The sequence below is a fragment of the Zhongshania aliphaticivorans genome, from assembly GCF_001586255.1.
GTDB classification, from domain to species: Bacteria; Pseudomonadota; Gammaproteobacteria; order Pseudomonadales; family Spongiibacteraceae; genus Spongiibacter; species Spongiibacter aliphaticivorans.
Genome location: NZ_CP014544.1, coordinates 3,861,262 through 3,874,841, shown reverse-complemented (window position 1 = coordinate 3,874,841; position 13,580 = coordinate 3,861,262). Strand labels below are relative to the sequence as shown.

Sequence of the window (13,580 nt, the reverse complement as noted above, 5' to 3'; positions counted from 1 at the left end):
GGGATTCAAGCCCTTTTTATGTCAGATTTATGGGACAGCAATGATTAAAAAAATAAGAAAAATATTGCAGTGATCGAAATCACTGCCGGTAGTGTAGGTAATTACTGATGCGGAAAATCGCCTAATAAGTAACGTTTTTTATTTTTTTAAATTGGGCAATGCGAAATTGCTTGCCCGATTGTTAATGCCTGTTAAAAACTAAATCGAACATCCATTTGATAGATCGTTTGGTCGGGCAATGGGGCTTTGGTGTAATTACCCGGAATTAAGGGTTGATCAAGAATTAAAACAGAGTCCTGCTCTCGGCTCAAATTGCGCGCTTGAAAATTAACAGACCATTGGTCGCGTTCTGAGCGCAATCCCAGACCAGCATCAATACGTGTAATTTCATCCTGCAAGGTGTTGGGGTCAATATCTGAGTCTTGGTAGCGTTCGCCAGTGTACGAAATATTCATGCGAATACTGCCGAGTAGGTGGTCACTACCAAACAAGGGTATTTCCCAGCGGGGTGATAATGAGCCCGACCAGCGTGGCGCATAGGGTAAGGGCCTGCCGCTGAGGTCTTGGGTTTGATCTTGTTCAGGTGTGAACAGCGGTGGGCCTTCTGGAAAGTAGACATAGTTGGCGTCTAAATAGGCGAGGCTCCCCGCTAAGCTTAAACCGTCGATGGGCGGCAGCCAGAAAAAGTCCATTTCGGCGCCGCGACTGGCCGACTCTGGGGCATTAAAGGTCGTGAGGGTAACGCCAGAGAAGGTGCGGATTTGAAGGTTTTTAACATCACTATCAAATACCGCCATATTGAGCGTGAGTGATCCACCCAGCAGGCGAGATTTTATACCCGCTTCATAGGTGAGTGTTTCCTCGCCGTCGTATTCTAAATGATCGTCGTTGAGCGGGGCGGGGTCGAAGCCACCGGCCTTAAAGCCTTTAGCCGCGTTCATATAGACATTCACATCGGGCAATACGGCGTAGTTTAAAGCGAACTTGGGCGAAACATTGGTTTCTTTGCGCTTGAGGTTCGGCGCGTCAAAATTGCGCTGATTGAGCGAGCCGCCGGAAATGCTGTTGCCGTCAGCAACTTGGGAAAAAGACGCGCCACTGGATTCGTCTGCGCCGTAACGCAAACCAAAGGTAGCTGTTAAGCGTTCCGTGAACGACCAGTTAAATTGCGAAAATAGCGCAAAAGAGTCGGTTTCGGCATCTGTTCCAGAAATATAGCGCTCCCTTTCTAAACCACCAATAATGAGGCCGCTGGTATCGACCGGTAGGCCGATCAATATTGGATCAAGGGGGAACTGGATGTTTTGCACTATGGCCCCTGCGCGGCCAAAGGCGATAAGGCCGTTTAGGTCGACATCAATTTCTTGAAAAACACTATTGGTCGAATGCTGGGCAAATACCCCAACGACCATGTCGAGGCTTTCGCCTAAGCCAAATGGCGGCGCTATCTCACCTGCGAGTCTCACCTCCAGTGAGCTAGATGAGTAAGGGTTTCCATCTGGTGGCTCATTAAAGGCAACTAAGTTTACTGGGGAGTAATCAACGTCTAAAGAGTAGGGAATAATCACTTCAGACCAGGCTGCAATGGTGGTGAGTTCCGGAGTCTGAATGCCAAATAAACTATCTGGTCGCCAGATGAGGCTGAGTGATGCCGCATGAACTTCGCGATCTGAGCGAGTCGGTGAGTCAGTGGAGGTATTTTGGTCGTAGGCGTCCGCTTCAACATTTGGGTCGTATTCGCGAAATACTCGCAGGCTCCGTTCGCTAGCCTTGGTTAACGATTGGGTGTAGCCCTTGGTCAGTGACTCCGCGTAGAGGCCGGTAAAGTTAGCCGAGAGTGAATCGCTAATGAGCCATGCTAATTTTAAGCGCAGCGCCTTATCGTCTTGGGTCTGTTGCTCATTTCGTGTGCTGTTAAATTCCAAGGTGTCGGCGGCGCTGACACGCATTGCGATGCGGGCGAGTAAGCTATCGCCTACTAAGGGGCCGGACAGGGCGGCCTCTGCGGTACTGCTTTCGATATTTTCGCCACGCCCGAGCTTAATAAAGCCTTCAGGTTCTGCGCTTGGGTCCATGGTGTGGAAGTTGAGCACGCCACCTAAGGTGTTTTTCCCGAATAAGGTACCTTGCGGGCCGCGTAATACTTCGAGGCGATCAATATCAAACACCGCATCTTGGGCGAAGGTCGATCGCCCATAGGGTACGTCGTCTATGACTAAACCAATTGACGGTTCAAAACCAACGCCCAATGGCGGTGTGCCAAAGCCGCGTATGGTGATGGTGGTGTAAAGGGCCAATGACGCATCAAAGGTGACATTGGGGATGTAGCGGGTAATTTCGCTGACGTCGGCAATGCCCGACTCCTGAATGAAATCAGCGCTAATAACCGATATCGATAAGGGCACGTCCTGTGCGCTTTCGGCCTTTTTGTTGGCCGTCACAATCACTTCTTCGATCACTCGCGGGCTGGCTGCCCACGCCGATACGCCTAGCACCGAAATGAGTACACCAAATAGGGTGCTGCGGGCCTGTATAGAGCGCGACATTCTCTCGTGCTTGCTCATTAAATTCCCTATGTATTTTATTGTGGGGGATATAGCAGTTAACGATAGTGTGGCGTGCTAGCTAAGTGATTAGCTTGCCCCGCCATTATTGTCCGCAGGCGACAAAATTCGCTCGGGGCGGGCTTTCTTTGTTTTGACTGTTTGTCGCTGGATATGGGGCTAGGGCACAGTGGGATAAAATACGCTATCACCGCGCCATATTTCAGGTGGCAGGCAAGGGGGCAGCGCATCTTCTCCCGGCATGATCCATATCGGTGCGGTGAAAACGATTGGTCGGTTTTGTGCAGCGGTATCCATAATGCGTAAAAACAAGTAGGTTTTGGTGTCGGGGGCGGTGACCTCGGTCTGCAATATTCCACCCTTTGATTCTGCGAATACTTTATTGCCTGGGCCAACCAGTTGGATGAGCGCGGTTGTCATGGTTTGCCCTGCGCGTAAAACCTCTGCGTGAATTGGCATGGCCGTCCCGCTACTGCGACGCAAACGCGATCCCATAGGTTTATTGTCAATATAGAACCTGGCCCTCACATCGTCGTAATTTTGGGCGAGGGCATAGGCGCGTCGTGCGAGCATCGCTTCCCGCAAATCGTCGAGGCTGCGTGAACGGGATATCAGTACGGTTTTAGGCAGGCTTTTGTCTCCCCAAGCTAAGCCGTGGTGATCTTCTGAACTGATGGGGGCGAGATGCCAGCCTTTGTCTAAGGCGTGAGCTAGCCAGCTGCCATTGGGGCCGTCGCTATCGTATTCGCTGCCCTTGCCGAAAACCTCCAATCCTATTGCGCGGTAGTCAGCGGCCGGGACGTAGCGAAAGTCGTTAAAGGTGTAGGCGGGGTCGCCGCCCAAAGATTCAAAGACACTTTCTATCGCGTCTTCACGGCCAGGGTGGTTAAAACTTAACAGGCCGTCGTTGCCGCCGCCAAAGGCTGCGGGGTAAGAGAACCACTGCCAGAAATCAAGCATACTCACGGCATAGCCCATCCCTGTTTTCGCGTTGATAAAGTTTCGCGAAAAAAACACATTGGCATGGCCAAAGCGGTCAGATGTCCATTCAAAGCCACGAATGGCTGTAAATTCAGGGGTACTTGCGGTGGTGGTTTGGCTTAATGTAGCCGCCCATTTTGCGAGTGCGTCCTGAGGGCGTATTTCATCAACAAGAAATACGCAATATAGAAATTTCTCCGGTGGGCACTCCGCGCGATCTAGACCCAAAGAAAGAGGTACTTGCAGCGTGTCTGAATGATCGGATGCCGCGGCAAAGTCATAGCCTTTGTTGCGCACTTCACGAAATACGTCAGCAGGCTTGGTCATGGGCACGCCGTCTGAGTAACCGGTATGTTCATGCAAGGCGCCGATATAGTGCTCAAAACTTTGTTTATCATAGGCTGGAGTGCAGGCGTCTGCCGGATGTTCGGTGCCCAGTTGTTCCAGAACGTAACTTGGGTCATAAAGTTGCTGAAGTCCGTCACGGCAATCACTTGGGTCGTTTTCATTTAAACACTGTCGCAGTGCGGGACCAATCAGATCGCCAAGTAAACAGCTCTCGTCTAAGGGGTTACGACAGGATGTAAAATCTTGAGCATCCAAAAGTGCCGCGACGGGGTATAGCGGACAACCCTGTTGCAATGGCGCGATTAGGCAGGACACGGAATCAGGCTGGGATTGTTGACGGGGAAGTAATTGAACATTGTAGGTTTGGCGGCTGATGGCGCGACCGTCGCTGACGTCGAGCACTACCTCTGCGTTGTAGGCATTATCGAGTTGCGGAACAGTAAAGCTAGCCTTGGGGGTATGCTCGTTGCGCAGCGCGATCGCGGCGCTCGCCCCGTCATGAAGGATCTGCCATGAGAAGCGCAAATCATCGCCATCGGCATCGTTGGCGTCGGCGTACAAGTGGACGATTTCATCATTATAAGCGACGCCGGGATCTACTGAAAATACCGTAATTGTCGGGGCCGTATTAGCGCCAGGCAGTATTGTGATAACGGTATCGGCTTCGCTATATCCGTTCTCATCATCACTTGCTCGCAATCGCAGTGTTAGCTCAGTGGCTTCTGCGACATTAGGCGCAATAAAGCTCGCTTGAAACTGGTCGGCGTTTTCAATCGCTATGTGCTCAAATGGGGCAAGTACACGCCACTGCACATCGATGATATCGCCATCAGGATCAATAGCCTCACCAGTGAGATGAACACGTTCTCTGCCCATTGCTTGCTTCGCAGGACCGGCATTTACTTCGGGAAGCTGATTGGCCAGGCTGTTGCGGATGAAAACCACTGTTCTAGCTTCACTGTGAAAGCCCCCGCTATCGCTGGCCGTGAGGCGGAACTGCATCTCGTCAGCGACTCGTACTTGGGGTAACAGTAATGAAAGTTGATCTTGATCATTTGCGCCAATAATTTGCGCCTGTGGCCCGGAAATTTGCTGCCACTGGAGTCGTCGAATACTTCGGCCCCCTTGGGCTCGGGCTCGGCCCTGAAGTGTGATCGCGCTGGCTTCATCGGCTGTGAATGGGTCGCCTGCGGATACTAGAGGAGCCATCGTCTCGTCATCGGCGGGATGCAAGAATAGTGATTTGCTGGCACTTAAGCGGTCTTCGTCTTTTGTATATATTACGGAAAAGCGGAGTCGATGTGTTGCGTCGGTTGCCAGTGGTGTAAAGCGCAAAACATGGCCATCCACCTGCAGGTTTTGCAGCAGCGACTCACCCTCATCTACTGACCAAGTCCATTTTCCAGAAGATTGCTCTGTTGATTCGGTGCTGGCGTAGAGCCGGTGTTCAAGTGCGGGGGCGATGTGATCTTCGCCGGAAATGATTACGCTATTGTTGGGAGGGCTCGGAGGCGCCGAAATGTCAGCATTACTCTTAGGGGCCGTCTTGGATGTACCGCCTCCGCACGCGCAAAGCAGAAAGCATGATAGTAGCGCAATTGATTGTAATTTATGCATGGTACACCCCGACGAAAATACAGGCGGCGAGTTTACGCAGATTACATGACGGTAAAATGACGCGGGACTTTGCGAATTTTTCCATGTGTTCATTAACCAGCTATTTGTTATTTTTATTTTGAATAATTACTTAAACGAAGGTGATTCAACCGATACGTCAGTGATTCGCGGCTTGGTAAGTAATGTGTCGGCTTAATACTGTTTGGCGCTCTAACACTATATACGAATTATTTTACCAGCTCTTCCCTCAGTTTTTTCCGAACACCCATCAGCATCTTCCCAAAGGCGTTCTCACCGCGCAGGTCGCGCCCGCTGCCCCAGAAGTAGTCATACTGACTCAGGTCCTTAATTTCCATGTCGCCGGAATCCAATAGCATCTGAGCAACATCAGTATGGCTGCGGGCTTTAATATACGTGGCGCGGGTCATATAGGTTACGCTGTTTTTCTTCCAGTCTTTGCGCTTTTGGTGTCGACGGCTTTTACCAAGTTTAGCGGCATCCGCTGGGTGGGCGGCTAGACGAATCTGCTCGCGGTACTCGGCGTCGTCAAATTTCATCGCCTGATAGTAGTGCTCTACCGAGGGCCACTCATAGCCGTCCAGCTCAAATCCTCTTTTTGCGTAAGAAGCTAAAGGGTTGCTCGGATCATCACGTGTGAGAGTGAATAGCGTCTTCTCTTTTTCGTTAAACAGCATCGGCTTTATCCAAATTCAGCAGCGTAAGAGGAATTAGTATATAGGTTTCGGGCAGGGACGAGTGCTTGTTTTACTAGTCTCTATAGTGGCGCTTGATAATGCCGAGGGAAATCAGATCCATGTCTAATTCAGCACAGCACTTTCGTGGTGTCGTACCCGCCCGGAATCTGGTGGGGAGAGGCTTGAGAAGGCTGACCGTGATATTCTAACTCAAACTTATCAATGCTATGGAGTGAGACCGTGCTCAAATGTGAAGTAATAGAACCGAAAGGCGCGCACGATGCGAGCGTAATTTGGCTACATGGGCTGGGCGCCAGCGGCCACGATTTTGTGCCTGTAGTGCCTCACCTAGGCTTGCCTAGCAATCACGGTGTTCGTTTTGTGTTCCCCCACGCACCAGAGATACCCGTCACCATAAACGGTGGCATGGTGATGCCCGCGTGGTACGACATACTGGCTATGTCGATAGAGCGCGAAATAGACCTAGTGCAGATAGAGTCATCGGCTGCCGCGGTGGGCGAATTAATACAGCGCGAATTAGATGCCGGTATAGCGAGCGAGCGCATCGTACTGGCGGGCTTTAGTCAGGGCGGCGCAGTGGTGTATCACGCGGCACTTTCATACCCCAAACCCCTGGCGGGTTTAATGACCATGTCGACGTATTTCGCCACAGCCAAAGAAGTGAAACTCTCGGAAGCGAATAAAGCGCTACCAATCCATATATTTCACGGCAGCCAAGACCCCATGGTGCAGGAGTCGATGGGGCATACCGCTAATCAAATATTGCAAAGCATGGGCTTTAAACCGAAATACCGTAGCTACCCTATGCAGCACGAAGTCTGTGGCGAGGAAATAGTCGATATCGGTAACAGCCTCAAAGAGTGGCTAAAGCTGGCTTAAAGGGATGGATGAAAGGGGTTAGTTTTGATTACTAATCGGATTTCGGCCAATATTGATAAGTAAATAGGCGAGGCTGATTGAGGCGGGAAACCCTCTCTGTTATAGTGTCGCGCTTCGTGAAGTACCCATTTCGCGCCCGTAGCTCAGCTGGATAGAGCGCTGCCCTCCGGAGGCAGAGGTCAGAGGTTCGAATCCTCTCGGGCGCACCAAAACCAAAAAGTCGGCCTTGTGCCGGCTTTTTGGTTTTGGTGCGTTTGATCGGAGCCTCTCTAGGTTCGATACATTGTGCCCGCGGCGCAATTTAAACAAGGAGTGAAGCGACGCAGCCCCAAAGGGGTCAATACAGCCCTAAACCTCTATTGATTAATCCTTTTTCAGCACTCGCGCCAAGTGAGCTCAACGCGGCTGGCAGTGTCGGCTTTCCCGTTTTAATTCATCGTTTCTCTGTGTAACTCCCAGCTTCTGTCGCTACACCTTGAATTCTAGGTCATTAATACACAATTCGACAAATTAGTGGCGTAGTGCAATACTCGAATTGTTTTCCCCATTCGCATACCAATAATGAATAACAGCGAGGCTAAACAATGCAAAGAACGCTTGTCAGTGTGTGGCTCTACCCCATTATCGGGGGATAGCACTCATCAAACCCTGTTAATCACTCCGTCCCACCCGCAGTGGGCCAGCACTCTCATCCTGTAATTTTCAAAGTTTCTAAAACCATACGCTCGTCGTGTCATCATTTCCATTTTGTTGTGGAAGCCCTCAGTTATTCCGTTACTTTTACTAAATCGCCACATGGCCACAATGGGCTTCAACCAGGAGCGCAATGTGTTAGCTAGCGCTCGTAGCGGGCTCTCAGCTAGCTCATCAAGCAATTTCATGAATACCGGCAACTTGATGCTGGCTTTCTTGCGCGTCAGGGTCTTGAGCAACACAAATCGGATTAATCGTTGCTTGGCCACATACAGTGCTTGCAGCACTGGGTACTCAGCCAAATACTGCATAAGGTTGGCGTGCTGCTCATCCCGCAAATTCCATTGATGGCGACGCATTAAACTGATCAAACCGCGGTTCTTTCTGCCCTCAGGATCATGCTGCTTCCAGACACTTAAAAAGTGCTGGTTAATAAGCCTGACCACATGGAATCGGTCAGCCACGATCGCGGCATTGGGAAAGTAGCGGCGGGCAATGCTGCGGTACGTTTCCGAGAGATCCATCACCACAACCTGAACGCGCTCTCGTCCCTCAAGGGCCTTTAAATAGCGGCGCAAACTCAATTCTGATCGTCCTAGTTGGACATCAAACACTTTGTGATTCTTGAGGTCGGTAAGCGTGGTCGCATAACCCTTTTTACGGGTAAAGAAATGCTCATCTATCCCTAATACGCGAGGGCAATATCGGCGATCCCCCTCGGAACGCTTTTGCTTAATATGGTGCTGATACCAACGCTCTACCGTCGCTGGGCTGATTTGATGGGTTCGAGACAACTTGCGCTGCGTTACACCGCCATCGTGGGCTTCGAACACTTCCAGTCGATAGGCTTCTGAAGCGCGAAAACGCGGACGAATACCGGTAAAGGCGTGACGAAAATAGCGCTTACACTCCTGGCAATGGTACTTGGGTACTCGAAGGTGCAAGGTCATCACTTGATTCCCCTGACGAGTGTGCTTCACCGTCCTGAGATGCGTGGCTTTAATCCTCAGGCCATTGCCCTGACAATGCTTACAAGGCGGCCTGTGCACAGGCTTTGCCCAGACTTCGATCCCTTTCCTGCGGACTACCCGTTCAATCTCAAGGCCAGGTATGCCTATAATTCTTCCTGCGTGGGACATCGGTATTCTCCATCAAACTGTTTCTTCGCAAATTCAGTTTAATGAATGCCGGTGTCCCCCGTTAATGATGAAGAGCCCAGTGTGTTATCCCTTGGGTCACTTTTGAGTTTGACGACGCCTGCTCTGGCTCAGACGGAAGCGAGTACTGGAAAAAAGCTGCAGTTAGAAGAGGTGCTGGTTACGGCTCAGAAGCGGGTTGAGTCGCTGGGTGATGTACCGGTGTCGGTTACCGCCCTAGATGGTGATAAATTACAGAAGGCGGGAATATCAAACCTGAGCGACCTGTCTGATTACACGCCCAATTTCAAGATGGTTGAGGGGGGGCTATTGCCCAATGTGTATATGCGGGGTGTTGGTTCGGGCTCTAATCAGGGCTTTGAATTGTCGGTAGGCATCTTTTCTGACGGTGTCCATCTTGGGCGTCCGCACCAAACACGCGGCGCGTTTATGGATCTTGAGCGTGTTGAGGTATTGCGCGGGCCACAGTCTATTTTGTTTGGCAAAAATGCCATTGCTGGGGCCTTGAGTCTGATTTCTGCCAAGCCGGGCGACGAGGTCGAGTCTCATTTTAGCGGTATGACTGGCGGCCCTGACGATACTCAGGAGTTTAATGCCATGGTGTCGATTCCGCTGTCGGACACTTTTGGGGTGCGTGCCGCCTTTCGCAGTCGCGATGAAGAGGGGTATATGTTTAATGAAAACCCCGCGCGAGACCGCAATGAGCCGGCGGTGGAGGAGTTTTCGGGGCGAGTTACCTTAGGCTGGGACCCAACTGACACTATTGCGTCTACCTTAAAGCTAGAGAAGACCAATCGGGTGCAGCGCGGCCGACAGTTTGAAACTACGCATGCTAGCGCGCTTACAGGCTGTAGCGGCGAAAATGTAAAGCTCGACGGTATCAAAAATGCAGACTCCGACGAGTACGCGGAAATCGACAATTACAATGCCACGTTGAATGTGGATGTTGATGTAGCTGGCGGTACCTTTAGTTCGGTGACGGCGGCTACCGGATTTGATTCAGAAGATTTGTTTGATGGTGATTCCAGCAGCTTTAATACGGTGCCGTTACTGGGTATAGAAGAATATGACCAGCTTAGTCAGGAGTTCCGCTTTACGTCTCCAGGCGGCGAATTTATGGATTACATCTTTGGCGTATTTTATCAGCGCGGCGAGATGGTCTTTGATGAGTCGACACCGCTGACTATCCGTAACGGCGCGCTCGCTGACGCCGGTCGAGATCCTGTCGGCTGTTTGATTAATATGCAAACCAATGTGACTGCTGATCTTGAGAAAGATTTTTATATGAACAGCGATGCTTGGTCGGGTTTTGTGCAGTTGACCTTTAACTTAAGTGAAACCTTACGCACTACCTTGGGTGTTCGCTATGTGCGCGAGGAGAAGGAAGGGTTCCGAGAGTTATTCCTTTATCAGTCTGGCACCAAGAATGATGTCGACCCGGTGACCGGCGCGATTCTCGGGGCGCTGAATATTGAAGCGCATCAATTGGATCGCGTTCGCGACGTGGGCGTCACCTTGCCATCGGTTAACGTGCAGTGGGATGCTACGCCAGATGTGATGACATATCTTACTGCCACTCAAGGCGCCAAATCAGGTAGCTTCGACGCGCGCAATAACAATGCTAGTTATGGGCCTGGCGGCGGCGGCAGTAATTTTGAGTTTGAAGACGAGCTGGCGACGGCCTATGAGTTGGGCGCCAAAATGACGCTGGCCGATGGCGCGGCCGAACTGAACCTAGCGATTTACCACGTTAAGTACGAAGACATGCAAGTCAGTGTGTTTGATGGCGTTGCGGGCTTTGTGGTGTCTAATGCCGGCAGTGCCCTGACCCAAGGTATTGAGCTAGATAGCCGTTGGCTGTTGAGCGAGTGGTTTATGTTGAGTGGTTCTCTTGCTTATCTCGATTTTGAATGGCTGGACTACCGTGAAGGGCCATGTGTGGCTACCGCCGAGGAGGATATTTGCGATTTGAGCGGCAAGGAAAATCAGCAAACACCAAAGTGGACTGCGGCGGTGTCGGGCACGTTTAGCTATCCTTTGAGCAGTGATATTATGCTCGATTTCACCGCTGATGCCTCTTATAAAGATACTCATTTTACCTCGGGGGATCTCGATCCGCGCGGCATTCAAGAAGCCTATACCAAAGTGAATGCGCGTCTTGCCGTCGGCGAAGCCAATGGCCGGTGGTCGGTGGCCTTGGTGGGTAAAAACCTTAGCGATGAAATGACGATTGGAATTGGTTCACCCACGGTATTGGATGTTGGGGGATTTCGAGGCACCCTTGAGCCCTTGCGTTCGTATTATTTAGAGGGCCGAATGCGGTTTTGATAACAGAAATGCAAAAAGCCGGTCTTGTACCGGCTTTTTGCATTTCTGCGTTTGGCTTTTAGCGAATTCTTTGATGCGCCAAACCACGAATTAGGCAAAGGAACTGGCGTGAGTCATGGTACTCGCGCCAGTTTTAACCACTGCTTTAAAGGCTCGCCGCTAACTCCGCGCCTTCGCGGATCGCGCGCTTGGCGTCGAGCTCAGAGGCAATATTGGCACCGCCAATGAGGTGGTAGCGCAAGGTGGTGTCAGCGTCTTTCTCTGCTTCTGGGTTGTATAATTCGCGCAGTGGTTCCTGACCCGCACAGATAACAATATGGTCGACGTCCAACACCCGCTGCTCGCCGTCTTGGCTAATATGCAGGCCGTGGTCGTCAACGCGGTCGTAGCTGCAGCCCGCAAGCATGTCCACGCCTTTGTTCTTAAGCGTGGCTCGGTGCACCCAGCCCGAGGTTTTGCCTAGATCTTTGCCGAGGGCGGTGGTCTTACGCTGGAGCAAATAGATTTGGCGCGGTGATGGCTCGGGTTTACCCGCTACCAGTCCGCCACGCTCACTGCTGTTTTGGTCGATACCCCACTCGGCCGACCAGCTGGCGAGGCTTTGTGGTAGCGTAGTTGTGTGATCGTGGGCGAGGTATTCGGCAACGTCAAAGCCAATACCACCGGCGCCAATAAGGGCGACGCGCTGGCCGATGGTGACATTGCCCTTTAATACGTCGATATACGACACCACTTTGGGGTGATCTATGCCGGGGATATTTAGCGCGCGGGGGCTAACGCCGGTGGCGACGACAACATCGTCGTAGCCGCCGCTGAGTAGCTCTGCTTTTTCTACGCGGTGATTGAGCTTGAGCTTTACCCCAGACAGTTCAATTTTCTTGCCGAAGTAGCGTAGCGTTTCACCGAATTCTTCTTTGCCGGGAATGGTTTTGGCTAAATTGAACTGGCCGCCAATTTTGTCGGCTTGATCAAATAAATGCACTTCGTGGCCGCAATCTGCCGCCGCTGTTGCGCAAGACAAGCCGGCTGGGCCCGCGCCAATAACCGCAATTTTCTTGGCTTTAGGGGCGGGTTTAAAGACCAGCTCGGTTTCGTGGCAGGCACGGGGGTTGACCAAGCAGCTGGCGCGCTTCAATTGAAAGGTGTGGTCTAGGCAGGCTTGGTTGCAGGCAATACACGTATTGATCTCGTCGCTACGGTTGTCGGCGGCTTTGTTTACCCACTCGGAATCGGCGAGCATGGGTCTGGCCATCGAGACCATATCGGCCTGACCGCTGGCTAAGATATTCTCGGCAATATCTGGCATATTAATGCGGTTAGAGGCAATAACCGGAATGTTAACGACTTTTTTAACGGCTGCGGTGGCTTCGCTAAATGCGGCGCGGGGTACCGAGGTCACGATGGTTGGCACTCGTGCTTCGTGCCAGCCTATACCGGTGTTAATCAAGGTCGCGCCAGCGGCTTCGATCTCGCGAGCGAGGTCTAATACTTCTTCGCGGGTGCAGCCGTCGGGGACTAAGTCGATCATCGACAAGCGGAAAATAATAATAAAATTGGGGCCGACTTTTTTACGGGCCGCCGCCACAATTTCTACCGCGAAACGTCGGCGGTTCTCTGGGCTACCGCCATAGCGGTCTGTGCGCTTATTGGTGGCGGGGGCCAAAAACTGGTTTATTAAATAACCTTCGCTGCCCATGATTTCAACGCCGTCGTAACCGGCTTTTTGCGCCAACCATGCCGTGTGGGCAAAATCTTTGACGGTGCTGGCCACGCCGCGAGTGCTTAAAGCGCGAGCTTTAAAGGGATTGATGGGCGCTTGGCTGGTTGAGGCAGTTTTCGACAGCGGGTGATAGGAGTAGCGACCGGCGTGCAGAATTTGCAGGCAAATTTTGCCGCCTTCGGCGTGTACCGCCTTGGTGACTTTGCGGTGGTTATGAATATCTAAACGCGAGTTAAAGGTACTGGCGCCGGGATACAGCCAACCGCTGCGATTGGGGCTGTAGCCGCCAGTGATCATCAGACCAACCCCACCTTTTGCGCGCTCGGCAAAATAGGCGGCCATTTTCGGAAACTGCCAAAAACGGTCTTCTAGGCCGGTGTGCATAGACCCCATTACAACGCGATTTTTGAGGCTGGTGAAACCCAAATCTAAGGGGGTAAACAGCTGCGGATAGTGTTGGTTTTCAGTTTTCATGGCTCGGCTCTCGCTATCTAGACGGTGTCAAGATAACGAGATAAGTTGACGGTGTCAATATTTGAGCAAATTGTGACTATGAGGAGCGGGGCTGTGGGGGAGG

The 13,580-nt window shown here is 51.7% G+C and carries 7 protein-coding genes and 1 tRNA gene; 3 read left to right on the top strand and 5 right to left on the bottom strand.

Annotation, left to right across the window (positions count from 1 at the left end):
- Positions 1–191 precede the first annotated feature (191 nt).
- The 3 genes from AZF00_RS17265 to AZF00_RS17255 form a co-directional block, all read right to left on the bottom strand.
- A complete protein-coding gene (locus tag AZF00_RS17265) occupies positions 192–2,564 on the bottom strand; it encodes a TonB-dependent receptor (RefSeq protein ID WP_008252574.1) in 2,373 nt (790 codons plus the stop codon).
- Between the two features lie 159 nt (positions 2,565–2,723).
- Positions 2,724–5,510, bottom strand: a complete 2,787-nt coding sequence (locus tag AZF00_RS17260) for a CehA/McbA family metallohydrolase domain-containing protein (protein WP_008252571.1) — start codon at positions 5,508–5,510, stop codon at positions 2,724–2,726.
- Between the two features lie 227 nt (positions 5,511–5,737).
- Positions 5,738–6,205 (bottom strand): riboflavin biosynthesis intermediates N-glycosidase, encoded by a 468-nt coding sequence (locus tag AZF00_RS17255; protein ID WP_008252569.1) that lies wholly within the window; start codon positions 6,203–6,205, stop codon positions 5,738–5,740.
- Between the two features lie 240 nt (positions 6,206–6,445).
- On the opposite strand from AZF00_RS17255, the gene AZF00_RS17250 reads away from it, so the two are divergent.
- Both AZF00_RS17250 and AZF00_RS17245 read left to right on the top strand, forming a co-directional pair.
- On the top strand, positions 6,446–7,105 hold the full coding sequence (locus AZF00_RS17250; RefSeq protein WP_008252565.1) for an alpha/beta hydrolase: 660 nt from the start codon (positions 6,446–6,448) through the stop codon (positions 7,103–7,105).
- Between the two features lie 132 nt (positions 7,106–7,237).
- Positions 7,238–7,314, top strand: a tRNA-Arg gene (locus AZF00_RS17245).
- Between the two features lie 432 nt (positions 7,315–7,746).
- Here AZF00_RS17245 and AZF00_RS17240 read toward each other — a convergent pair.
- Positions 7,747–8,937 (bottom strand): ISL3 family transposase, encoded by a 1,191-nt coding sequence (locus tag AZF00_RS17240; RefSeq protein ID WP_062382734.1) that lies wholly within the window; start codon positions 8,935–8,937, stop codon positions 7,747–7,749.
- Between the two features lie 45 nt (positions 8,938–8,982).
- Between AZF00_RS17240 and AZF00_RS17235 the strand changes: the two genes are divergently transcribed.
- Positions 8,983–11,283: a TonB-dependent receptor gene (locus tag AZF00_RS17235; protein WP_082793688.1), complete on the top strand. Its 2,301-nt coding sequence runs from the start codon at positions 8,983–8,985 to the stop codon at positions 11,281–11,283.
- Positions 11,284–11,428: 145 nt separating this feature from the next.
- Here the strand turns inward: AZF00_RS17235 and AZF00_RS17230 are convergent, their stop codons facing one another.
- Positions 11,429–13,477, bottom strand: coding sequence for an NADPH-dependent 2,4-dienoyl-CoA reductase (locus AZF00_RS17230; RefSeq protein WP_062384382.1), 2,049 nt, complete (start codon positions 13,475–13,477; stop codon positions 11,429–11,431).
- Positions 13,478–13,580 lie beyond the last annotated feature (103 nt).

Excerpts from the sequence above, each read along its gene's own strand:
- AZF00_RS17265 (WP_008252574.1), bottom strand. The coding sequence starts at position 2,564 with ATGAGCAAGCACGAGAGAATGTCGCGCTCTATACAGGCCCGCAGCACC.
- AZF00_RS17260 (WP_008252571.1), bottom strand. The coding sequence starts at position 5,510 with ATGCATAAATTACAATCAATTGCGCTACTATCATGCTTTCTGCTTTGC.
- AZF00_RS17255 (WP_008252569.1), bottom strand. The coding sequence starts at position 6,205 with ATGCTGTTTAACGAAAAAGAGAAGACGCTATTCACTCTCACACGTGAT.
- AZF00_RS17240 (WP_062382734.1), bottom strand. The coding sequence starts at position 8,937 with ATGTCCCACGCAGGAAGAATTATAGGCATACCTGGCCTTGAGATTGAA.
- AZF00_RS17235 (WP_082793688.1), top strand. The coding sequence starts at position 8,983 with ATGCCGGTGTCCCCCGTTAATGATGAAGAGCCCAGTGTGTTATCCCTT.
- AZF00_RS17230 (WP_062384382.1), bottom strand. The coding sequence starts at position 13,477 with ATGAAAACTGAAAACCAACACTATCCGCAGCTGTTTACCCCCTTAGAT.